The 21,957-nt window shown below is 44.4% G+C and carries 21 protein-coding genes and 2 pseudogenes; 13 read left to right on the forward strand and 10 right to left on the reverse strand.

What is annotated here, in order from left to right:
• Together IM485_RS20550 and IM485_RS20555 are read right to left on the reverse strand one after the other, a co-directional pair.
• Positions 1 to 783 (reverse strand): toll/interleukin-1 receptor domain-containing protein (locus IM485_RS20550; protein WP_287745283.1); only part of this gene is annotated, 783 nt, incomplete at its 3' end.
• 17 nt (positions 784 to 800) lie between these two features.
• Positions 801 to 1,295 (reverse strand): hypothetical protein, encoded by a 495-nt coding sequence (locus IM485_RS20555; RefSeq protein WP_287745285.1) that lies wholly within the window; start codon positions 1,293 to 1,295, stop codon positions 801 to 803.
• A 261-nt stretch (positions 1,296 to 1,556) separates the two neighbouring features.
• On the opposite strand from IM485_RS20555, the gene IM485_RS20560 reads away from it, so the two are divergent.
• The 3 genes from IM485_RS20560 (at position 1,557) to IM485_RS20570 (ending at position 2,960) form a co-directional block, all read left to right on the forward strand.
• Positions 1,557 to 1,871: a hypothetical protein gene (locus IM485_RS20560; RefSeq protein WP_104397767.1), complete on the forward strand. Its 315-nt coding sequence runs from the start codon at positions 1,557 to 1,559 to the stop codon at positions 1,869 to 1,871.
• 529 nt (positions 1,872 to 2,400) lie between these two features.
• On the forward strand, positions 2,401 to 2,625 hold the full coding sequence (locus IM485_RS20565) for a DUF433 domain-containing protein (protein ID WP_002740734.1): 225 nt from the start codon (positions 2,401 to 2,403) through the stop codon (positions 2,623 to 2,625).
• Positions 2,622 to 2,960, forward strand: coding sequence for a DUF5615 family PIN-like protein (locus IM485_RS20570; protein ID WP_069474525.1), 339 nt, complete (start codon positions 2,622 to 2,624; stop codon positions 2,958 to 2,960). Before IM485_RS20565 ends, IM485_RS20570 begins: the two co-directional genes overlap by 4 nt.
• A gap of 239 nt (positions 2,961 to 3,199) precedes the next feature.
• On the opposite strand, the gene IM485_RS20575 is transcribed toward IM485_RS20570, so the two are convergent.
• Positions 3,200 to 4,105 carry a metal ABC transporter permease gene (locus IM485_RS20575; protein WP_024969942.1) on the reverse strand — a complete coding sequence of 302 codons (906 nt, stop codon included), beginning with the start codon at positions 4,103 to 4,105 and terminating at the stop codon, positions 3,200 to 3,202.
• Positions 4,106 to 4,240: 135 nt separating this feature from the next.
• Between IM485_RS20575 and IM485_RS20580 the strand changes: the two genes are divergently transcribed.
• From IM485_RS20580 to IM485_RS20595, 4 genes are all read left to right on the forward strand, one after another.
• On the forward strand, positions 4,241 to 4,759 hold the full coding sequence (locus IM485_RS20580; RefSeq protein ID WP_002734244.1) for a cofactor assembly of complex C subunit B: 519 nt from the start codon (positions 4,241 to 4,243) through the stop codon (positions 4,757 to 4,759).
• 7 nt (positions 4,760 to 4,766) lie between these two features.
• Entirely contained in the window at positions 4,767 to 5,183 is a 417-nt protein-coding gene (locus IM485_RS20585; protein WP_287745288.1) for an acyl-CoA thioesterase, read from the forward strand.
• 3 nt (positions 5,184 to 5,186) lie between these two features.
• Positions 5,187 to 5,816: a DUF1361 domain-containing protein gene (locus tag IM485_RS20590; protein ID WP_287745290.1), complete on the forward strand. Its 630-nt coding sequence runs from the start codon at positions 5,187 to 5,189 to the stop codon at positions 5,814 to 5,816.
• Between the two features lie 126 nt (positions 5,817 to 5,942).
• Positions 5,943 to 7,283: an aromatic ring-hydroxylating dioxygenase subunit alpha gene (locus IM485_RS20595; protein WP_287745292.1), complete on the forward strand. Its 1,341-nt coding sequence runs from the start codon at positions 5,943 to 5,945 to the stop codon at positions 7,281 to 7,283.
• Positions 7,284 to 7,636: 353 nt separating this feature from the next.
• Here IM485_RS20595 and IM485_RS20600 read toward each other — a convergent pair whose 3' ends face one another.
• The 3 genes from IM485_RS20600 to IM485_RS20610 all read right to left on the reverse strand — a co-directional run bounded on the left by IM485_RS20600 (position 7,637) and on the right by IM485_RS20610 (position 11,450).
• Positions 7,637 to 8,101 (reverse strand): DNA phosphorothioation-associated protein 4, encoded by a 465-nt coding sequence (locus IM485_RS20600; protein WP_002755569.1) that lies wholly within the window; start codon positions 8,099 to 8,101, stop codon positions 7,637 to 7,639.
• 94 nt (positions 8,102 to 8,195) lie between these two features.
• Positions 8,196 to 9,788 (reverse strand): ArnT family glycosyltransferase, encoded by a 1,593-nt coding sequence (locus IM485_RS20605; RefSeq protein WP_002755571.1) that lies wholly within the window; start codon positions 9,786 to 9,788, stop codon positions 8,196 to 8,198.
• Positions 9,789 to 10,331: 543 nt separating this feature from the next.
• Positions 10,332 to 11,450, reverse strand: coding sequence for a peptidylprolyl isomerase (locus IM485_RS20610; protein WP_104397772.1), 1,119 nt, complete (start codon positions 11,448 to 11,450; stop codon positions 10,332 to 10,334).
• A 251-nt stretch (positions 11,451 to 11,701) separates the two neighbouring features.
• Here IM485_RS20610 and IM485_RS20615 point away from each other — a divergent pair, with 251 nt between their 5' ends.
• Entirely contained in the window at positions 11,702 to 12,862 is a 1,161-nt protein-coding gene (locus tag IM485_RS20615; protein WP_287745295.1) for a 2,3-diketo-5-methylthiopentyl-1-phosphate enolase, read from the forward strand.
• A gap of 63 nt (positions 12,863 to 12,925) precedes the next feature.
• Positions 12,926 to 13,112 (forward strand): annotated as a pseudogene (locus IM485_RS23105) (hypothetical protein).
• Between the two features lie 51 nt (positions 13,113 to 13,163).
• Here IM485_RS23105 and serS read toward each other — a convergent pair.
• Positions 13,164 to 14,447 (reverse strand): serine--tRNA ligase, encoded by a 1,284-nt coding sequence (serS, locus tag IM485_RS20620; protein ID WP_287745297.1) that lies wholly within the window; start codon positions 14,445 to 14,447, stop codon positions 13,164 to 13,166.
• A 180-nt stretch (positions 14,448 to 14,627) separates the two neighbouring features.
• Between serS and IM485_RS20625 the strand changes: the two genes are divergently transcribed.
• Both IM485_RS20625 and IM485_RS20630 read left to right on the forward strand, forming a co-directional pair.
• The gene (locus IM485_RS20625) at positions 14,628 to 15,230 is read left to right on the forward strand and encodes a M23 family metallopeptidase (RefSeq protein ID WP_287745299.1); all 603 of its coding nucleotides are present in this window, start codon (positions 14,628 to 14,630) and stop codon (positions 15,228 to 15,230) included.
• 97 nt (positions 15,231 to 15,327) lie between these two features.
• Positions 15,328 to 16,290 carry a glycosyltransferase family 9 protein gene (locus IM485_RS20630; protein ID WP_287745301.1) on the forward strand — a complete coding sequence of 321 codons (963 nt, stop codon included), beginning with the start codon at positions 15,328 to 15,330 and terminating at the stop codon, positions 16,288 to 16,290.
• Between the two features lie 61 nt (positions 16,291 to 16,351).
• Here the strand turns inward: IM485_RS20630 and IM485_RS20635 are convergent, their stop codons facing one another.
• Entirely contained in the window at positions 16,352 to 16,861 is a 510-nt protein-coding gene (locus tag IM485_RS20635) for a YceD family protein (protein WP_046660713.1), read from the reverse strand.
• A 37-nt stretch (positions 16,862 to 16,898) separates the two neighbouring features.
• Positions 16,899 to 17,222: a hypothetical protein gene (locus IM485_RS20640; protein WP_287745304.1), complete on the reverse strand. Its 324-nt coding sequence runs from the start codon at positions 17,220 to 17,222 to the stop codon at positions 16,899 to 16,901.
• A gap of 63 nt (positions 17,223 to 17,285) precedes the next feature.
• On the opposite strand from IM485_RS20640, the gene IM485_RS20645 reads away from it, so the two are divergent.
• Positions 17,286 to 18,239, forward strand: a complete 954-nt coding sequence (locus IM485_RS20645; RefSeq protein WP_287745306.1) for a tetratricopeptide repeat protein — start codon at positions 17,286 to 17,288, stop codon at positions 18,237 to 18,239.
• Positions 18,240 to 18,253: 14 nt separating this feature from the next.
• Here the strand turns inward: IM485_RS20645 and IM485_RS20650 are convergent, their stop codons facing one another.
• Positions 18,254 to 21,181: a DEAD/DEAH box helicase gene (locus IM485_RS20650; RefSeq protein WP_287745310.1), complete on the reverse strand. Its 2,928-nt coding sequence runs from the start codon at positions 21,179 to 21,181 to the stop codon at positions 18,254 to 18,256.
• A 215-nt stretch (positions 21,182 to 21,396) separates the two neighbouring features.
• Here IM485_RS20650 and IM485_RS20655 point away from each other — a divergent pair.
• A pseudogene (locus IM485_RS20655) lies at positions 21,397 to 21,815 on the forward strand (response regulator); the annotation flags it as partial.
• Positions 21,816 to 21,957: the final 142 nt, after the last annotated feature.

Below are 21,957 nucleotides of genomic sequence, written 5' to 3' on the forward strand. Positions count from 1 at the left end.
GATCGCACCTTGGTTGTCTCCTAAGTCAGACTTGGCAACCCCGCGATTCAAGTAGGCAAGAGCATAGTCGGGTTTGATATTAATGGCTTGATTGTAGTCTGCGATCGCACCTTGGTTGTCTCCTAAGTCAGACTTGGCAACCCCGCGATTCAAGTAGGCAAGAGCATAGTCGGGTTTGATATTAATGGCTTGATTGTAGTCTGCGATCGCACCTTGCTTGTCTCCTAAGTTAGACTTGGCATTCCCGCGATTGATGTAGGCATCAGCATCGTCGGGTTTGATTTTAATGGCTTGATTGTAGTCAGCGATCGCCCCTTGGTAGTCTCCTGATTCACCTTTGTTATAGGCACTGTTAAACCACTCTTCGGCGGTCAGTTGTACGGTTTTATGATTTAATTTGGATCGAACTTTATTATTTAATTCAGATCGAACTCTATCAAAAAAACTAGCAGGCGGCAGTTTTCCCCCCTGTATATCAACTGTCTGAATTATTCCAACTTCTAGCCAACGGCTACCCTCTAACAAAAGGGGGAAAATGGGCTTTTTTAACTCTAAAGCAAGAGCCAGTTCGCAGTTTACCCAATGAGAGTTTTTAGAGCGAGGAGACATCACCAGCATAAAAACCTGACTTTTTCTGAGGTTTTCTTCAATCACTCTTGGCCATTGATCCCCGTAGTCAATTTTGTTATCTAACCACCAGGGCAATTCGTGCTTTGTAAGAGCCTCTAGCAGCTTATTTACATAGGCTTGGTCTTGACGACTGTAGCTAATAAAAATAGACATTCCCAGAAACTCCTAATCTAATTTTCAACCCCAGCAATCTCTGCTAGAGCCAGTGCATACCGACTTAAATCCTGCCTGAGAGCCTCTAACTCCCTTCGCAATTCAGGTTCTTCTGTCCATTGCTGCTCGTATTCCTTGGGACTGACATCAGCAGGGCGCTTCGCTTCCCAAACCTGTAAGCGACGATGCCACTTGGCTAGAAAACGGCGCAACCCCCGATTCAGGACAGCGATCGCAATACCGCCCACTGAATTGCGAGAAGCCCCCACATCGGGACCAGCTTCCTTGAGAATCTCGCGGGTTGTCCCAAATAAACTATACAGCGAGTTCAAAGCCTCACGCAGCAGCCCTTCTTCCCCCTCTAATGGCTCTACAGCAATGCGCGTCACCAATTCCACATAAAGTGACCATGCAGCCCTTCTCTCAGTCGGATCTGCCTCCCATTCGGCTGAACCAATACCAAAAGGAAGACTGACAGACACTTTCTTCAATACAGCCGGATCGCCCTTCATCTGTTTCCCCTCGCCTCAGCCTCTAATGTTGCCATTCTCCTTTCCAATTATATGACGGGATTTAGCTTATTACTCCCAATATTGGGCTGGGTGGAGAGTGGCGATTGTCCTGAAAAAAACGGCTCCGACTAGATGCAGAAATCGTTAGAATAATCAAAGAATGACTTCTCCTGAACGATAGTCATTTCCGAAACACAACAGGCTCTTTTCTTCTCTCTGTCTCTAGTTAAATTTGTCACCACTGGGCAAAAATTAGCCAAAATGAGCCAAATAACCTCTCGAAAAGTTCCTCTGGGAAGTTCGATTTTTCCTCATCAACATCGCCTTTCTGCTGAAGAAATAGCGAAAATTGAGGCTGAGGATAAAGCTTTAGCTCGGCGTTGTCGAGAGATTTTTGACCGCGTTTATCCACAATTAGCAGGGGAATATTATGACTGGTTTATTGTCATTGAGCCTGAGAGTGGGGACTATCGCTGGAGCAAATTCTTGATGAAGATTTTCTGCCTTTTTAAATATGATTGTTCCAAACTTACCTTACAAAATCAAAAAAAGAAGACAATTATTGCCGACCAATAAAAAAACAATTTTGAGGCAGAATGATAAAGTAGCTCATGTTATCAGAGCGATCGCCGCTTGGGATCAAGGTTCTGGTCGGTAATGCGTTATCCTCAGAAAAGGGAAACTCAACTTTACTAGGCATGAGCAGATGCCCCTTGGTCATCCTGAATCATCTGCATCAGAATGTTTGCAGCTGCCGTTGCGTCCTAGGGCGACCAAATTGGGTACTCTGATGCGGAGAAGATGAATTGTAGTTCAGCGTCTGGGATTTGTGTGGCCAGGAGTTTAAAGAGTGATAATTTGTCTGACTGACTCAGATTGTTGACCAGAGGAATTAACTCAGCGAGTGACATGGCTTAAACTTCTAGAGGTGCGAGAATAAATTGATCATATCCAAAAAGGTGGTGAGGAATCATCGTTCGGCCCCGGCGGTGAGGATGTCAAAATTTTTCATAATTGACAGGGTGGGCTATGCCTACCCTATTTTGTTGAAACTTTTAGCACTCTAGTTCACAATAAAGGTAAAGATCGTAAGAGCTACCTTGTAATGGCGGAATTGCTTTCAAGAATTACAGTTAATCCTCGGCAGTGCGGTGGTCGTGCCTGTATTCGAGGAATGAGAATCCGGGTATCAGATGTGTTAGATCTATTTGCGGCAGGTTTAAGCGCGAGAGAAATTCTAGATGAAATGCCTGATCTTGAGGCAGATGATTTGAAAGCAGCGCTTTTATATGCCTCGCGGAAGCTTAATCACCCGGTTTTACTGGCATGACAATTTGGGTTGACGCACATTTGTCTCCTGCAATTGCAACCTGGATTAGCACTACACTTGAGATTGAAGCTGTGGCTTTGCGTGATCTTGGACTGAGAGATGCTGAAGATACTGAAATCTTTCAGGTTGCAAAAGCTCGAAGAGCTATCCTAATGACCAAAGACAGCGATTTTGTAGATTTAGTTGAGCGACTTGGTTCGCCCCCACAAATTATTTGGCTGACTTGTGGCAATACCTCTAATGCCCGGTTGCGTGAAATCTTGAGTGAGACTTTACCCAGGGCTTTAGAACTTTTAGCTGCTGGTGAGACATTGGTAGAAATTAGCGGAGACTAGCTGTACAGGCTAATGAATCCAAGAGCTACCCAATACAAGAGGTCAAATGGCTATTTTCCAATATCAGATTCTTGTGGGGAAGAATTAACCTAATGCTGTGGTCTGGTATGTCGCTTAAGTACAATATGAAACGATAAAATTAACACAATATCAGGGTAAGAGCCTCGAAAAATCTGGCAAATTATCGCAGTTATCTCGGCCGTCGGCTTTTTTTGGTCACTCCCACCTTCTCCTGCAAACTAACGTCTTCTCAACAAATTTTTTATCTCTACCCAGATAGAAAGTTGACCACCTAGACTAGCGGGATGAGTGAAAATTCCTTGACGGGGACTGAATAAAAAGGCCAACATAAATAGGGTAAAAGCGACAAGCACGATCGCCGGTCCAGAGGGTAAATTCCAGTAATAACTTAAATACATCCCACTGATACTAGAAATAATACCCACACCCACACCCACACCCATGACTTGATGAAGACGGGTAACTAAAAGATAAGCAGTGGCTGCGGGGGTAATCAAAAGGGACAAAACGAGGATTACTCCCACCGCTTGGAGACTAGCAACGATTGTCAGGCCGATCAGGAGCATTAAGCCTAAATCTAATAAATTTACCGGTAAACCCGCCGCTTGCGCCCCGATTTTGTCGAAAGTGTAGAATAATAGTTCTTTATACAGGAGCAAAACGGTTAATAAAACGATAACGGCAATAATTAGGGTATCGCGAATGTCAGCAGCAGTAACACCGAGAATATTGCCGAAGAGAAAGTGATTAAGGTCAATTTTGTTGTTTTTTTGGATGAGAGTGATCAGGGTGATGCCAAGGGCAAAAAAAGCCGAGAAAACAATACCCATGGCCGCATCTTCTTTGATTGGGGAACGATTACGGATTAAGTTAATCAGTAGGGTACTGACCATTGAGGCTAGTAAAGCACCCAAAAGAAGATTAAAATTACCAATAAAAGCGATCGCTAATCCGGGTAGGACCGAGTGACTGATGGCATCGCCCAAGAGGGCCAAACGTTGTACCATCAGGTAGGTTCCCACCACCGCACAGATGATCCCGACGATGATAGCTTCAATTAGGGATCTCTGCATGAAACTATACTGTAAGGGTTCGATTAATCCTGTTAATAGATTGTTGCCCATGAATCTGCCTTGGGGTTAAATTTTTCTGATTCTCGATCGAGGTTTTGCTCCTAGGGTCTATCTTCTAAATCGGGGGAGAAGATAGGTTAGGATAATTAGGATTAATTGTAAGTTTTTTCGCTCCTAACTGCCGCCATGGATACCCCCGTTCTTTCCTCAACTTTTTTTCTGACTCTCCTGCTCATGGTGGGATTATTCTTTTTTATTCGCGGTTCCGTCAAAGAGCGTATCGAACAGCGTGTCTATCTTACCAGTACCAGTGACGACCAACTATTAGAACAACTGCGAGACTATTTTGACCGACGTTCCTATCAAGTCAAGGCGATCGAACCCGAACAAAATATTGTCAGATTACAGGGTTTTGTGCCGCCTAGCCCCTTTCTAGCGATATTTTTGACAATTTTGGCGGCCTTGGGTTTATTTTGCTTCTCACTGGTGTTATCGGTGTTATTTCCTGATACTAATCCCTATATTTTTGCTCTTGTGGGTTTATCTCCCCTCGCGGGTGTTTTCTATTGGCAAAAAGTCGGCCGTTTAGAAGAAGTGGCTTTTAAAGTAGAAAGCAAATCTCAGCAAACGGAATTAACTGTCAAAGCCCATCGGGACGAGTTAAGACAACTACAAGATAGTTTAACCTTTCTGGAAAGACAATAAGCTTTTTATGCCCTACGAGCGCCTAATTTATCTGGCCGATACCGATGCGGCCGGTGTGGTTTACTTTGCTCATCTTCTCTCGATCTGTCATGAAGCCTACGAGTTTTCTTTAGCACAATTTGGCGTCAATATCAAGGATTTTTTGAAAGATTCTCCGGTTGCCCTACCGATTACTCAAGCGGAAATCCAGTTTTTTCGTCCTCTTTTTTGTGGCGATCAAATACAGATTAATTTCACTGTCCGATCCCTAAGCGAAAACGAGTTTGAATTGCATTATAAAATTTATTTGGCTGAAATCATGGTCGGAAAAGCGAAAACTCGCCATGTGTGCATCGCTCCCACCGATAGACAAAGAATCCCTTTCCCGGAATCTTTAAAAAATTGGTTAGGATATTTATCAACCCTAGAGGATACTGATATTTAAGAGATGATTTGGGCAGATTTAACGATGATTTTAACTAGGGATTGGTGGCATAATGCTTGGCAATTATTTAACCTCAGTACCGGGAGGATTATCTGGAATTCTTTTCTGGCTTTTATCCCCTTTATCCTCAGTTTTTGGCTATTTCGGATCACCCTCGATCGTTCCCTACTTTGGTGGTTAATTCTCTTAGTTTTTGTGCTTTTTTTACCCAATGCTCCCTATATTCTCACCGATAGCATTCATTTAATCTTTTATGTTCAGCAGGATTACGCCAAAAGTTTATTTTTTTTAGTTTTAATTCCCCAGTATAGTATCTTTATTTTTCTTGGCTTTCAGTTATACGTTCTCTCCTTACTTAATTTAAAAAGTTATTGTCAGCAAAGTCAGCTAAATTCAGCAGTTTTCCCCCTAGAAATAACCCTCCATTTTTTAAGTGCGATCGGTATCTATCTGGGGCGTTTTCTCCGGCTGAATAGTTGGTATCTAATCACTCAACCGCAGCAACTATTCTGGAGTTTGCAGAATTTACTGACTAAAAAACCTTTGATATTCATCTCTGTCTGTTTTTTAATTATTTGGCTACTATACGAAATCAATAAAAGACTTTACAATCGACTTTCTGGCTACAATTAACGCCTATCGGGAATTTCGACCCTCTCCTAGTCCCTTTCGGATTGATTAAAAGATAGTAGGAAGACAGAGATCAATTGGCCGCACCGATATTATGATCATGATCAATATTTTTTCTCTCTCATCCCCATGACAAGCACTGATCAATCTCAACCCCTGCCTAGGGATGACTATTTTCACTACCAAAATTGTTGGTATCCTGTGTTATTCGTGCAGGATTGGCAAAAAAATCCCTACTCTTTCTCTCTTTATGGGCAACCATTGCTAATATTTCGCGATCAGCAGGGAAAATGGGGCTGTTTGCTCGATCGCTGTCCCCATCGCTTGGCTAAACTCTCCACAGGACAGATGATCGCTGGGCGTTTAGAATGTTTGTACCATGGTTGGCAGTTCGAGACGGATGGAAAATGTTCCCATATTCCCCAACTGCCAGTTAATACCCCGATTCCCCGCAATGCCAAGGTTAAATCCTATAGGGTGATGGAACGTCAGGGAGTCCTCTGGGTTTGGTTAGGAGAAGAGGAAACAGCGAAAGAAAGCGATATTCCTATCATCAAAGACCTAGAAGACCCCAATTGTGTCCATACCGATTATGTCATCGATTTTCCCTATGAACAGGGCTATTTACTCGAAAATCTCCTCGATCCCGCCCATGTTAATATTAGCCATGATCGCAGCGAATTCGGGGCAAAACGGGAAAATGCTCAACCGTTAGCCTTCCAAATCCTCGAAATCTCGGCGCGAGGAATTCGCAGTCAGTGGCGCAATAGCCGCAATCCGCAAGAAAGCTGGAAATATCTGGATTTTATAGCCCCTAATCTCGTTCATTATCGTTTTTCTCTGCCTAATCCCCATTGGTGTGCTGGATTGGCTTTATACGGGATTTCTCTGGGTCAAGGTCGTTCTCGCTTACTGGTGCGACGTTACCAAAATTTTGCCGTTAACTCCCGTCAATACCGTTGGCGCTGGTTGGAACATCTGCGTCAAAGTCGCATCCTCGAAGATGATCTACCTTTAATTCAAAGTCAGCAGCAAATGGTGGAAAAGTCAAGAGATAGTTTACAAAAATTATACTTGCCCTTAAAAAGTTCCGATGCCTTGGTGATTGAGTTACGTCAATGGTTCGATCGCTATGGGGACTCTTTCCCCTACTATCAAGGCTACACCAGCCAGCGGACAACGGCGATCGATTTATCCGATCCTTTACCCCTCGATCGCTATTCTCGTCACACTGTCCACTGTCGCACCTGTAGCGCTGCCCATGAAAACATGGTAAAAACTAAACAAATCGCAATTTTAATGGGGATATTATTAGCTTTACTGGCAATTTTATCCCCAAATCAGTCTATCTATCAAATTACTGCCCTTATTTTCGCAATTTTGGCTTTAGCAATAGCGATCGCCGCCAATTATACCCGCACAAAATTTGAACGCACCTATGAGAAAAAAGCCCATACCAAACTACAGTAATAAGTAGGGTCTGCTGAAAAAGTTTTTCCTGGGGGCAGGGTGTGGGGTGTGGGGTGTGGGCTTCGGCCGTGAGCTCAGACGAACGGGTGTGGGGTTTTACCGGTTTTGAGGGGGCCAATTACCTAATTTTCAGGGAAAAAGTCCAGGAATTTTCCCCCTGATCACTCCCATGCCCGGTACTTTTTGATTGACAAAAAGTCTAAAAGTCTTACCCAACAAGGTTTTTAGATTTATTCAGCAAACCCTAAGTAGGGTCTGCTGAAAAAGTTTATTGGTGGGGTTAGGAGTCAGGAGTCAGGAGAGTTAGCGAGATGTGTAATTAATTTTACTTAGGTACTTAACTAAGATTTCTACTACAAAAATCTGCCTAAATCGAATTCCGTTGTGGCAGTAATTTCTCGAAAACGTTCCTGACTGATAATTAACAATAATCTTTCAGTATAATCCACCGCACCGCGCAATTCTCGTTCTAATCTTGCTAAACCAGCGTTGGCATATTCCTCGAAAATTGTCACTCGCAAAGCTTCCGAATCTACCCCGTGGGGAGAAAGAATTTTTGTGTCTTGCAATTCATTGACTGCCAATAATTTGATTAGGGTATCGTAGCCACGAGAAATAAAAATTTCTAGGTTAATAGGTGAGGGTTCCTTCGCTACATTTTCTATCGCCAGCCTCTCTTGATATCTTACCCCTAAAGCCGCCGCAAAAGCGATGACATCAGCATAGGTCTGAAAAGGACCAATTCCCTGATTAAAATTAACTAAGGACTGGACAAATTCCCCTTTATCTCTAGCAATACGCACTCGATGAATGGACATATTTACCAAGTAAAAAGTAAAAAGTAAAAAGTTAAAAAGTTTACACAATTCAGAAGATAGAAATCAGGAGTATTGATGAACTAATTGATCCATTTTAAGGATAAGTTTTAATTAGTCCTTTAGCTTGGTAAACATGAAATTGTTCGATGGCGACACCACCGCGCTTGATCGGAATGACAGCTACTTTAGTTATATCTTGGAAATAGGGACGGTAGCGATCGATTATTTCTGGTCTTTCCAGAGAACTATTTGTAGTAATTAATAAACCATTTTTACCGATCCATTCTTGAGGATTAAACCAAATTTGATAACCCCTTTGATCGTTGTTAAAACAGGTGACGGGAATAGGAACTAGGGGATAAAGAGCCATATCTAGCCATGCTGTCACATAAAAATTATGGGTAAAAACGAAGCTAGAATCTTTTAAGAGCGCTAATAATTCGGGCGAATTAGCAAAGCCTTGGCGCAGTTGATCGATATCGACAATTTCCCGAGAAGGGTCCTGTTCTGGGGCAATAATTCCCCCAAAAATTGCGTATTGACTAGGTTTTTGGAAAGTGCCAAAAGTAACGTGAAGCATTGCTATAGATAAAACAGTAACGATAAAAATTCCCGATCCCCATAACCATCTTTTTACCCAGATTCGAGAAGATTGCTGCCAAGTATTGGCCTTTTCTCCTAATAAAATTGTGCAGGACCAGAACCCGGGTAAAATCCAACTAGGGGCGAGATAATGGGAAGCACCCACATAAAGCATTCCCAGGATTAAAGGCAGAGAAACCGAGAGAATTAACCATTTTTTTAGTGATTCTTCATCTCGCTGAAAAAATCTTTTTTTCGAGAGAAAGTTAGGAATTTGTTCAGCAAAGCTTTTAAATGTCACCCACCACATCGGCAGACCAAAAGGAGGAAACATCGTGGCGATACTAATGCCAATAACCGAGAGAATACCAAGAATATTAAAGGTTTTGGGTTCTCCAGAAAAACGGTCTTCTAAATGAAAGCGAAAGGAAATCCAATCATGGTTAATATTCCAGTAGATAATCGGCAATAAAGTTATCAAAAAAAGAATAAATCCTAATCCCAACCAAGGGGATCTAAATACAGGCCAATAGCGGGGAGTGGTCAGACAAAATAAAACTAAACCAAAGCCCAAAATAAAGCCGTGATATTTACTTAAAACCGCCAATCCTACGGCAAGTCCAATATAAGCGAGACGATAGCTAGGATGATAGTTTTTTTCCCGAATTGGCCAGAATTCTTGGGCAGCTAAATAGACTGTTAATGACCAAAAAAAGATTAAAGGACTATCTGGCTGCGAGAGAATCCCGAAGACAATCCCATAGATGGGGATGAGAGTGGCGATCGCTAAAGTCATTCTGGCGACCGGCAGACTGAACAATTTTAAAGCTGTCAGATATAGCAAGCAGAGGCTGCCAGTATAGAAAAGGAGAGTCCCGAAGCGAATGGTAAATTGATTGACTAATCCCGTGATCCAAGTCCCAAAACCCGTGGAAATCGCTACTATTGGCGGATGATCGAAATAACTCCAATCCAGATTATGGCTGTAAACGTAATAATAGGCCTCATCGTACCCCGGATAAAGCCCCAGGGCGATGATGATTCTAAACAGGAGTCCACCGATGAGCAGATAAACGGCAATGCGATCGCTAAGTATTTTGGTCAAAATTCTTACCTCATTTCATCGCTAAAACTGATGTTAGAGACGGGAGATTTTTGGGTTTGCCAGATTCGAGACTTGTGCATCTATGGCAAGGTTAGATTTAAATGTGATCTTTAGTTACTATATCACCAACTCTGTCATCTCTTAGCCCTTGGCTATCGGCAAACTCTCCCTAGGCGTTGCTGATTGGGGATATGAATGAGGATTAAGGGAAAGGGGAACTTAGATAAAACTGATGTTAATTAAATAACTTTTGCCCCTATCAAAGCAATAATAATCAGGGCGATAGATTGCGTAATTAATAATCTTAAAGTAGGTAGGTGTTAAAAGTTGTCAGGCCCCCCCTTTATCAAGGGTTGATTCATAGTAGGTTGATTCATCAATCAATCTACAAAGCACGACGTTTTGACAAATTTTCAGATATTTATTCCGATGAGAGAATGAAACGACCCTAGGAGTATGGGGGGAAGTACTCAGAATCTGAGCTGCTTCCCCTATCGCGACTAATCTCTGTGCCTTAACAAAACCCAGTTAAAAACCCCCAACCTAGCTAGGTTGGACGAGATTATTTAAGCCATAAACCACTTTAGCAGTGATAATCTTATCCTGATCGGTAAGTTCTTCTAACACCTCTTTTCCCTGGACTAAATAGCCAAAAACCGAATAACGACCATCCATGAGATTAAACCCCGGAGGAGTTAATTCATTATCGAATTTAAAGAAAAAGAATTGCGAGGAACCTCCGTTAGGATTAGTATCCGGACGGGCTAGGGCTAAGGCACCGAAAGCGTTAAAAGGCAAGGCGAGACTGGGTAAGTAAATCCCTAATTCTTCGAGAGTATTGCCATAAACTGGCTCTTCTTCCCCTTTAATCAAAATTTCTAAGGGAATAGAGCGATATTGCTTAGTTTTCGGGTCAATAAATCCCTCTTCTGCACCGACGGGATCCCCGGTTTGGACAACGAAATTATCTTCGCTGCGAATGAAGGGTAAACCGTCATAAAAACCCCGTTGGACTAAATCCACAAAGTTACCCCCATTAATCGGAGCGCTGTAACCATCCACAACGATGGTTAAATCTCCTTTGGTGGTCTGCATCTCTACGGTGGCACGTCCTCGCAATTGCGGCAAGTTAGCGTATTCCGGGGGAACATTAAAGGGAAAACCCACCACCATTAATTCTTCTAAAGCGGTGATATTATTGAGCAATTCCCGTCTGGTTGACCAAACTGCCTCTTTATCCTTCGCTTCTACGGCCGTATCCAGGGCTGCCACTCCCGTTTTCAATTTTTCGATTAATTCCTCTCCTTGGCTTTTACTTGCTTCGGGAACACTATCTAAGATAGCCTTGCTTTTGGTAGAAAGGGCATAATTGGCATCCTTGACATCTTTTTTAATCGGACTCCAACGTTTGGCCCGCAGATGTTTGGCAATATCTTCGATCGATTGTTGCACTTGACGAATTGGTTTATTATCTATGGGTAAGGCATTGCGTAAAATAGCAGTGGGATCCGTTACCGCGTCACCCTGAGCAAGCACAGCTAAAGCAGGAGTAGTCCCCTTAACCGTGAACAGACTTAAGATTAAAAGTAGTGCCAAGGCAATACTAGCACCGCTTTTCAAGAAAAATTTGCCCCATTCCCGTAATCTTGTCTTTATTTTCATATTTTGGTCGGTTCCTCAATGGCCATACCTATCCAAAATACTTGTAGGCTTTTAGGGGAACCCTTGTCAATAGCTGAGAAAACCGATCGAAGCCATTATCAGTTATCAGTTATCAGTTATCAGATGTGAGTTATCAGTTCACCCATTGCTGTTTACTGAAAAAAGGCTCCCCACCTCCCCACTTCCCCAATTCCCCAATTCATAATTCATAATTTATAATTTATAATTCCCACTCCCTTTTTTTACCTTTTATGACTATAATTGTCGATTATCGCTTTCCGCCCGCTATTAATGCCGAAAAACAGGCAAAAACGATCGCTATCGGTCAAACCGCCGGCACTTGGAGCGATCGCCACAGTCATCGTCAAGAGCAGCTGCAACAACACCTAGCGGAAGTGGTGGGAATCAGGGAGGAAGCCGACGGTTATAAGGTGGCTAGGGTGCGTTTTCCCCAGATAAACGTTGAAAATGACATCGCCAGTCTTTTAACCATGATTTTCGGCAAATATTCCATGGCTGGAGCCGGAAAAGTGGTGGGGGTGTATCTCCCCGAAAGCTACGGCACGAAAGCCAAGCTGGGAATCACGGGAATTAGGCAACGTTTGGGGGTTTATGATCGACCTCTAGTCATGGCAATTTTTAAACCCGCTTTAGGACTATCGGCGCAAGATCACGCCGATATCCTGCGAGAAGTGGCTTTTGCTGGCTTAGACGTGATTAAAGATGATGAAATCATGGCGGATCTTCCCGTGGCTCCCACCCACGAGCGCCTAGATTGTTGTCGCCGAGTTTTGGAGGAAGTGCGGCAGCAAACCGGTAGAAATGTTCTCTATGCTGTCAATGTCACTGGAAAAGCGGACGAATTGCAGAGAAAAGCCCGTTTATTGGTGAAACATGGCGCTAATGCCCTGTTATTAAACGTTCTTACCTACGGTTTTTCCGTTTTAGAAGCTTTAGCCAGTGATCCAGCGATCGATGTGCCTATTTTCGCCCATCCTGCCTTTGCCGGAGCGATGTGTGCCGGTAGCGATACGGGATTAGCCTATTCTGTGGTTTTGGGGACGATGATGGCCCACGCAGGAGCCGATGCGGTGCTATATCCCGCCGCCTACGGTAGTTTACCCTTCGATCCCCAGGAGGAGGGCAAAATTCGCGATATTTTGCGCGATAGAAACGTTTTTCCAGTTCCCTCGGCCGGTATTCGTCCAGGTATTGTTCCCCAGGTCCTTGGGGATTACGGACGTAATGTTATCCTCAATGCGGGAACCGGAATTATGGACCACCCATCGGGACCAGCCAGTGGTGTGAGGGCTTTTTTTGAAGCTTTAGAGAGAATAGAAGCGGGTGAGTCCTTTGATCCGGCCAATTTGCCAGAAGGGGCCTTAAAACAGGCAATTGTAGAGTGGGGTTAAGAGCAACTTTTTCAAATTCACTATATAGGGTTTGCGGCAAAAAGTTTTTCTTGGGGGCAGGGTGTGGGGTGTGGGGTGTGGGGTGTAGGGTTTTACCGATTTTCAGGACGTTCGGCGAAGCTCAGTCGAGCCGTGGTCAACTACCTAATTTTCAGGGAAAAAGTACCTGAATTTTCCCCCTGATCACTCCCATATCCGGTACTTTTTGATTGACAAAAGGTCTAAAAGTCTTACCCAACAAGGTTTTTAGATTTATTCAGCAAACCCTATATAGACATTTTGTCAAGCATTTTTAGAAAATTTAACAAATAACTTCCCGTTTTAGATAGGGTTGCAGCACTTCCGGAACTTTTACCGTCCCGTCCGCCTGTTGATAATTTTCTAGGACAGCGGCCATAGTACGACCGATCGCTAATCCCGAACCGTTGAGGGTGTGGACAAAATTAGTGCCTTTTTGCCCTTTTTCTTTAAAGCGAATATTTGCCCGTCGTGCTTGGAAGTCTCTAAAATTAGAACAACTGGAAATTTCCCGATAGGTATTAGCCGAAGGTAGCCACACTTCTAAGTCATAACATTTGGCTGCCGAAAAACCCAAGTCACCGCTACACAATTCAATCACCCGATAGGGCAACTGTAAAGCTTGCAGGATTGCCTCCGCATTAGCGACTAAACTTTCATGTTCCTGAGCAGAAGCGTCAGGATGGACGATTTTGACCATTTCCACCTTATTAAATTGATGCAAACGGATCAAGCCCCTCGTATCTTTGCCATAGCTGCCCGCTTCCCGACGAAAACAGGGAGTATAGGCACAGTGTTTGATCGGTAATTGCTCCGATGAGAGGATTTCATCGCGATAGAGATTAGTAACGGGTACTTCTGCTGTTGGTGCTAACCAAAGCTCATCATCTCGACATTTAAAGCTTTCTTCCGCAAATTTCGGCAGTTGTCCCGTCCCGCGCAGGGAGTCACTATTGATCAGAATTGGCGGTAAAACTTCTGTATAACCGGCGACAATATGGCGATCGAGCATAAAATTAATTAAAGCTCTTTCTAGGGCTGCCCCGAGGGCGATAAGATTAACAAAACGACTCTGGGCGATTTTTACTGCCCGTTCAAAGTCTAAAATGCCCAATTTTTCCCCAATTTCCCAGTGAGGCAAAATATTCGGGTTGGTGGGTTTATATTCTTCTCCCCAGCGTCTGACTTCGACATTTTCCCGTTCATCCTTACCGATGGGAGTGGTTTCACTAGGTAAATTGGGTAAATCTAAGATTTTTTGGTCAATGGCCGCTTTAATCTCTTTTTCCTGCGGTTCTAATTGAGCTAGTTTACTTTTAATCTCGTTTCCTTCTGTTTTCAGTTCCAAAATTTCGGGACTGTTGGCATCGCTGCCACTTTTCACTTTTTGTCCCACCAGTTTACCGATTTCGTTACCCCGGGCCTGTAAACTGCTGCGTTCTAACTCTAAAGCCTTTTGTTGTTGATTTAACTGGAGAATAGGGGCAATATCATAACTACCTCCCCGACTATCTAAGCGTTTCTGTACTTCCTCTGGATTTTCTCTAATTTGCTTTAGGTCTAACATGGTACGAGTCAGTAAAAAATAAAAATTAAGTGGGGGAGTCGGGGAATTGGCAGCCTGAGGGGAAATGTTCTCAACCCCTAACCAATGGTCAATAATAACTCAAAACTTAACTAAAATATCGGTTAAAAGCCGCCGGTAAAATTAGCGGTATATTTAATTGTGGTGTCTGGAGTAAGTCTCATGCTAAAGTATCTGCCTGTTAAATTCCTGCGTTTTTTAGCGATTAGCTGTCTTGTCACGTTAATTTCCCTAGGATTTGACCGTTTACACCCCGTTAAAGCTAATCCCACCCTCATGGCTCAAAATGCTTGGGCCGGGGCCTCCTTTCCCGTGGAAAACTTTCAAACCTATACCTCCGGTTTCGGTTATCGTTTCTCTCCCATCGATGGTAGTCAACAATTTCATGCCGGGTTAGATCTGGCCGCACCCTTGGGCAGTTATATTCGCAATTGGTGGACTGGCAGAATCGTCGAATTATCCGATCATACAGGCTGTGGGACGATGATTAAGATGCAATCGGGTCAATGGACGCATATTTATTGTCATCTCATGGGTTCGGTTCAATCCGATAGCCGCGGTACTTTTTTGATTGACAGGTCAGGAGGAATCGTCCTTACTCTCGGTCAGGATATACCGGCAGGGGCCCGCATGGCTAGAGTGGGAATGACAGGACGCACCACCGGACCACACCTGCACTGGGGACTGATGTACGGCAATCAATACGTTGACCCCGCTTTGGTTTTAAATGCTATGTACGGATCTAATCCTTCGGGTAATAGTTAAGATAATCTGCTGAGAAAAAACATCGCTGCCCGGATTTAGTGAATAACGAGGGACACTGCTAAAATTAAGCTGACCGATTCAGGTATATCCAGATAAAATGCGAATATTAACCCTTGTACCGGGAGGAATTAGCAATCAACTGCTGTTTTTTCCCACTCTAGAAACCCTCCAGCAAACTTACCCCCAAAGCAGCATCGATGTTTTGGTCGAACCTAGAGCAAAGGCTGCCTATCGTCTCTGTCCCCAGGTTAGGGAAGTGCTTTTATTTGACTATCGAGATCAGTACGGATTAGCGGATTATTTAAATATTTTGGGAGTAATTCGGGACCGGGAGTACGAAATCGCCATTAGTCTCACCAATCGTCCTGCTATCAACCTTTTACTCTGGTTAAATGGTGTTCCCAACCGTATAGGCTATGAAAATAATGGCAGCTGGTTCTTATCGCAACAAGTACCCCAGCCAACGGAAGGCTATCTAGCGGATAATTATCACGCACTGGTCAAAGGTTTAAAGATTGCCGCACCCTGTCCATCTTTAAAAATAACCTTGAATCGGGATGATATCGATTGGGCCGAAATGGAGCAGCAACGCCTCAATATCAAGGATAGCGGCTATATTCTCCTCTACGCCGGCGGTAGCGATCTGAGCATCAGCCAAGGACTGGAAACGCTTTATCCCCTGGAGAGTTGGCTAGAAATTATCCAAGGCATTCGCCATCAACAACCGGATTTACCAATTGTCGCGATCCAGGGAGAACTAGATGAAGCTTGGGTTTTAGCCCTCAAAGCCATGGATAATAACTTAAAAGTGTCCAGAACGGCCGATATTGGTAAAATGGCGGCTATGATCGCCGGTGCTAATTTATTGTTATCTACCGAAAGTGTCCCTTTACAGTTAGCCGTGGCCGTGGGAACCTATACCCTCTCTCTGCTGGTTCCTTCGTTGTCTAAGAGAGTTTTACCGAGCGGGGGAGAGCTGCATCGATATATTGAAGCTAATACGGGAAAAGTCGCCGATATTACTCCCGAAACTGTCCTGAAAAAGATTTGGGGCCGGTAAAAAATCGGGTTTCGATCGCTTTTCTCTGGGATCGAAACCCGAAAAAAATCAGCATCAAAGCTCAATTTTGCGATTGAGATAACTGACTTTTCAAGGATTCTAGGGAGGCCCAACGACCATCGATGGCAGTATTTTCTGGAAGCAGAAAATCGGGTGGTTGACAATTGGCTCCGCAGAGTTGACGGGGGGGCAAAGTTAGACATAACTGCTCGTATAACCACATTTGCGGGTCAAAATCCCCGTTAGGATCGAGGGTTTCCGAGAGGTCTTCGTAGGCTATTTCTCGCTCTAGAGGATAGGAGCTATCGTAGTCTTTATTTTTGTCTAGCCAGATTAATTCGGAAGTGTTTAATTGCAGACGATGATTATATTGTTGTAAACAGCGATCGCAGGTTAAGGTGACGATGGTTTCTGCTTTCACCGATACTTCCAAAAAATTCCCCCCATGTCTAACCAGCAAGGTTCCCCGCACCGGTGTCAAGGTTTCTAGACCGGGGATAAAATTATCGATGATGATCACTCTTTGTCGATCAGGAGATTTGAGGAGGTGGGGGATAAAAATAGTTTCCATAGATAACTCCTGTATCATTTATCGGGTGTCAACTGCGTTAGCGAGTAACGCCACCATAATTGCTCGGTGACAATCTTTCCTTTATTAGCTTATCGCAGCCCTCGCCTCTAGAGACATAGACCAGTCCTAGACTTTGGGGTGTGGGGTGTAGGGTGTAGGGTGTGGGGTGTGGGGTGTGGGGTGTGGGGTGTGGGGTGTAGGGTGTGGGGTGTAGGGTGTAGGGTGTAGGGTGTGGGGTGTAGGGTGTGGGGTGTAGGGTGTGGGGTGTGGGGTGTAGGGTGTAGGGTGTGGGGAGAACAAAGCTGCCTTTTGCCTCTTGCCTCTTGCCTTTTGCCTGTCCTAATATGTAGTCTATATTCAACGGATTTAGTTTGACAGGCTGTCTGTTGATCGATCGAGAAAGTTTCCTCAGAATTGGGAGTATATGCACAAAGATACTCCTATGTCAACGGTTTTGAAAAATTTTCTTCCTCGCCTCGGTGGATTGGTTATGGTTGCACTGCTCTGCTCAATTGTGCTGGGGGGATTGCCTCGGCCGGGAAAAGCGGATCAATCAGTACATTTATCCTATTGGTTGCGATCGGGAATTGAACAACTAGAGGCGGGTAATTATCAGCAAGCTTTGCAGGATTTCAATCAGTCGCTGGAACGGGAAAATAACTTAGCCCTAGCCTACAGTAATCGCTGTTTAACTGAGATTTATTTGCAGGATTATCTGCACGCGTGGCAAGACTGCACCCGCTCTTTACAACAGCAATCTGATAATTATCTAGCCTATTTCCATCGGGGTTTAGCTTTTTATCGTTTGGGAGATTATTCACAGGCGCTGACCGATTATAACCAGACTATCCAGCTAAAACCCACCTATTATCAAGCCTACTATAATCGGGGTTTAGTTCAGGCGGCCATGAAAAATTATCCCCTTGCCCTAGCCGATTTTAATCAATCCTTGCGTCAAATTACTAACCAGCAACCCGACACTTTAGCCACTATTTATAATGATCGAGGTTTATCTCATTTAGCCCTCCATAATTTTACCTCAGCTAAAGCGGATTTTAATCAAGCTCTCCGGTTAAATAAAAACAACGCCTCAGCCTACTATAATCTAGCTTGTACCGCTCACCAATTAGGTGAATATGACCGCTCGATCGCCGATTTAAATCGAGCGATTGCCATTGATCCTTTTTATGCCGATGCTTATATTAGAAGGGGATTACTGCGGCATCAATTGGGTTATTATCAATCAGCTTTAGCGGATTTAAATCAAGGAGCAAATCACCTCTATCATCAGGGATTGCACCACAATTATCAGCAAATCCTCGCCCTAATCGAGCAGATCCACCAACAGTTACTTTCCCTACCATCTCCCATTGTTTAGAATAGCGGTCAATATTACAAAGGAAAGCGCTTCATGGCTGTGACGGCGAGACGGGCATTATCTTTAAGGACTTGGGAAACCCGGGGAATTTGGGGAATTTGCCAGAGAACATCGACGGTGCGCCGTAATAATCGCACTAGATCTCCCTCATCGAGACTGGTATTTTCGCACAATTCTGGCCAGGATGTCCCCTGGGCCCAACGGGAGGCAATCCCCATCAGTTGGGTTTCTAACCAGACAGGAATAGTGATATCGTAGCGAGATTGAGCTTGATAGAGTAAACGGCGAACTTCTCGCAAACCGGGGGAATTTCCCTCTCCTTGTCGCAAAATATCGATAACTTCTGGCACAGGCGGGTAATTGCACCAAGTATCGGGGCGAGGGGGTTCCGTAATCATAGCGCTGATGGCGGCGGCTAGTTGGCTAGGCGTCAATCTGTCCAAATCTCCGGACATCATCGCTAATCCTAACCAGAGTTCATTTTCCCCGCGAATAGTGGCCGCCGCTTCTCCGAGGGGAGTGGGCAAATAACCCTCTAAAGCTTGGAATTCTCGCAAAATCTCGATTAGATTCAGAAATTCTTCCCAGTAGTAGGATTTACGCGATTGTTGTTTTTGGTATTTAATCTGGGTCTTGTGTAACTTATCGCGAGCAATCTCTCGATCGTAGTATAATTTCATCAATCGCCCCGGATTTTTGCGTTTTTGCAGGGGATGAGCGGCAATTTGACTATTGACAATTTCAATTTTTTGTGATTGTGTTGCCAGTTCCGCCACTGGTGGGATGCCCTGCACTTGTTGGGGGATTAAATCGGCGATCGCCTGAGTATTTTCCTCACCCTTGCGCCAACCCCCTAGGGAAACAGCTTCTAGGGAAGGGGGTATCAGTTCGCCTAATGCCGCAGGAGCGAGAAAACCTCGATCGATCTCGCTAATATCGGCATAGGCGGCTAAATACCAGCGATTATCACTGCCTAAACAAACAAGAGTTCGCACTTGACCGGCTCCGTGCAGGGTATTGACAAAGATAGCGGGGACGGGGACGGGAACCTTAATATGTTTGCCCTTGAGATGGAGGATAGTTCCGACGGGAATATTCGGCAATTTTAGATGTATTTCCTGTCTTTTCTGTGCCTCTGCCTGACTAGCGAGGATTTTATACAGTCTTTCTTCTTCCCGCAGTCTTTCCCGTAGCTTTTCGTAACTAAAGACCTGCTCCCGCTCGATCCCGGCTAATTCCATATCCAACTTAGCTAATTCGGTGGTTAAGGCGGTAATCTGTTGTCGTTCGGGGCTTAACTTTAAACGAGCGAGATATTCCGCGAAACTGCGCTCTAAGAGGTCTTTGGTCTCCTCTAGACTGTGTTTTTGCAGGAGATTTAAGACCATGCCGTAACTGGGCGCAAAACAGCTTTGCAGGGGTTCCGGTTGAGCGGTGGCCAGAAAAGCCGCTTCTTTTGCCCCTTCAAAGGGCGTTTGTACTGTCACCACATGGCCCACCGCGTCCATTCCCCGGCGACCGGCCCGGCCGGCAATCTGGACAAATTCCGAGGGAGTCAGCATACTGTGGCCATCATCGGTGCGTTTGGAGAGGGCCGAGATAACGGTGGTACGAGCGGGCATATTAATCCCGGCCGAGAGGGTAGCGGTGGCAAAAACCACCTTAATTAAACCAGCTTCAAAGAGTTGTTCGACTAATTCTTTCCAGAGGGGTAAAATCCCGGCATGGTGAACACCACAGCCCCGGGTGAGGGGTTCCACTTGGTCGGCCCGCACCAATTGGGAAGCACTAGCCAGGAATTCAAACAGTTGGTTTTTCGTCTCGGGGTCGGCGGTTAAGAGGCTGAGGAGTTGATCTTCAGACTGGGGGTTATTAGCGAAAAAAGCCAGTAATTTCTGGTGTAGATGCGGATTTTCGACGGCAAAGAAGGAAAGGGCGAGTTCTTGCAGATTGGGATTATCTTCCAGGAAGAAAATGAGTAAACGGTAGTAAATGGCTCTAGCTTCTTCTTGATTAACGAGATTGAGGTTTTTTAGCTCTCTAATCGCCTGATCGCAACCTTTACGGCTGAAAATGACGTAAATGGCTGGGAGCATATCCTTGTCCCGCAGCGTGGTGACAATCGAGGCGATGGTGGGACAATCTTCTCGTTTTAAGCGTCGGGGTTTGCCGTGGCCGACTTTTGAGTGTAGTTTCGGGTTAACTTTGCTCTGTTTTGGGTCGAGCAGCGGAAATAATCCCTCTTTATTGACGAAATAAAAGCGCAGGGGGACGGGGCGAAAATCGGAGTTAATTAGATCGCAGCTGGAGGTCTGTTTATTGTCGCTGGGTTGACGCAGTTGCCGCACCCAGTTAATCCAGTCGGTGAGTTCCCCGGGGTTGCCGATGGTGGCGGAGAGGGCTACTAATTGGATACTAGGGGGACAGTAGATAATTGATTCTTCCCAAACGGTGCCGCGACCTCGATCGCTGATATAGTGACATTCATCGAGAACTAGGGTTTCCACGTTTTCTAGGGAAGTGCCTACCTCACCGATTGGGGTTTGATAGAGCATATTGCGAAAAATTTCTGTAGTCATGACTACAATTAACGCGGAGGGATTGATCACCACATCGCCGGTAATCAATCCCACTTCCGCAAAGAGCAGCGGGGAATCCTCATCGCCATCGGTGGGGGTACGACCGAATTTTTCTTGAAAATCCCGGAATTTTTGGTTAGAAAGAGCTTTCAGGGGAGTGGTGTAGAAAACCCGTTTGCCCCTTTCGAGAGCGCGATAGATAGCGTATTCTCCGATTAAAGTTTTGCCGGAACCCGTGGGAGCGCAGACAACCACTGATTTACCGGCAGCAAGAGCAGCGATCGCCGATTGCTGGAAGTCGTCGAGTTTAAAGGGAAAAATGGTTTTGAGATCCAAAGAAGTAGGGTTGAGGGACTCTTTCACGTCAAGTCTAAGAGGAGAAATTTTTTTAATTGCGGCTATTCTGGCTGGCTTTTTTTATTCTAGTCGAAAAAAGCAGACTTCTAGAAACTAGGGATAAGCTTAACCTTTGGGGGCGATGCCCAATCCCATCATACTTCATCTGTATAAGAAATGCTGTATCACTAATAATTGTATCTCTATTTTGTCCTTAGCTTGATTAATTATACCTACTGATCATGATTAAATTTCGGACTGAAGACTGTCTGGTTTTAGTGGTTGATGATGTCAGTAAAAATCTCCAATTGGCTGTGAAGATTCTTGATTCTGCTGGTTATGCCACTATTTATGCTAATGGTGTTAAACAGGCAATAGAACGAGTAAAAAGTGCTAATTTTGACCTAATTCTTCTTGAGTTAATGATGCCAGAGAGGGGGGGATAGAACTTTGCCGAAGACTAAAAAGTGATAATTTGTACGCTCATATACCGATTAGTTTTGTAACAGATAGTAAAGAAAAAGAAGATATTCTCAATGCTTTTAATTTTGGGGCTGTGGACTATATAACTAAACCCTTTCATAGTTGGGAACTGTTAGCCAGAGTTAAAATTCATCTAGAACTGAAAAAAACTCAAGAAGAACTGAAAAATATCAATTCTCACTCAAGGGGTGACAAAGAGGTTTAAAGGTAGGCAGGATAAAGACTCTAGCCAAATGTCCCCCAAAGAAATAGAGTGGTTATGGCAACCAGTCAAAAATTTAAAATGTTACCATCATTCTATCAGGCTTGTTTACAAGCTA

Source organism: Microcystis sp. M169S2, assembly GCF_020245865.1.
Classification (GTDB): Bacteria; Cyanobacteriota; Cyanobacteriia; order Cyanobacteriales; family Microcystaceae; genus Microcystis; species Microcystis ichthyoblabe_A.

Coding starts and splice junctions, on each gene's coding strand:
- IM485_RS20635 (WP_046660713.1), bottom strand. CDS start 16,861: ATGGAAACTATTTTTATCCCCCACCTCCTCAAATCTCCTGATCGACAA.
- IM485_RS20615 (WP_287745295.1), top strand. CDS start 11,702: ATGACTATAATTGTCGATTATCGCTTTCCGCCCGCTATTAATGCCGAA.
- IM485_RS20555 (WP_287745285.1), bottom strand. CDS start 1,295: ATGAAGGGCGATCCGGCTGTATTGAAGAAAGTGTCTGTCAGTCTTCCT.
- IM485_RS20570 (WP_069474525.1), top strand. CDS start 2,622: ATGACAATTTGGGTTGACGCACATTTGTCTCCTGCAATTGCAACCTGG.
- IM485_RS20645 (WP_287745306.1), top strand. CDS start 17,286: ATGCACAAAGATACTCCTATGTCAACGGTTTTGAAAAATTTTCTTCCT.
- IM485_RS20595 (WP_287745292.1), top strand. CDS start 5,943: ATGACAAGCACTGATCAATCTCAACCCCTGCCTAGGGATGACTATTTT.
- IM485_RS20590 (WP_287745290.1), top strand. CDS start 5,187: ATGATTTGGGCAGATTTAACGATGATTTTAACTAGGGATTGGTGGCAT.
- IM485_RS20625 (WP_287745299.1), top strand. CDS start 14,628: ATGCTAAAGTATCTGCCTGTTAAATTCCTGCGTTTTTTAGCGATTAGC.
- IM485_RS20630 (WP_287745301.1), top strand. CDS start 15,328: ATGCGAATATTAACCCTTGTACCGGGAGGAATTAGCAATCAACTGCTG.
- IM485_RS20580 (WP_002734244.1), top strand. CDS start 4,241: ATGGATACCCCCGTTCTTTCCTCAACTTTTTTTCTGACTCTCCTGCTC.
- IM485_RS20560 (WP_104397767.1), top strand. CDS start 1,557: ATGAGCCAAATAACCTCTCGAAAAGTTCCTCTGGGAAGTTCGATTTTT.
- IM485_RS20565 (WP_002740734.1), top strand. CDS start 2,401: ATGGCGGAATTGCTTTCAAGAATTACAGTTAATCCTCGGCAGTGCGGT.
- IM485_RS20610 (WP_104397772.1), bottom strand. CDS start 11,450: ATGAAAATAAAGACAAGATTACGGGAATGGGGCAAATTTTTCTTGAAA.
- serS (WP_287745297.1), bottom strand. CDS start 14,447: ATGTTAGACCTAAAGCAAATTAGAGAAAATCCAGAGGAAGTACAGAAA.
- IM485_RS20575 (WP_024969942.1), bottom strand. CDS start 4,105: ATGGGCAACAATCTATTAACAGGATTAATCGAACCCTTACAGTATAGT.
- IM485_RS20585 (WP_287745288.1), top strand. CDS start 4,767: ATGCCCTACGAGCGCCTAATTTATCTGGCCGATACCGATGCGGCCGGT.
- IM485_RS20600 (WP_002755569.1), bottom strand. CDS start 8,101: ATGTCCATTCATCGAGTGCGTATTGCTAGAGATAAAGGGGAATTTGTC.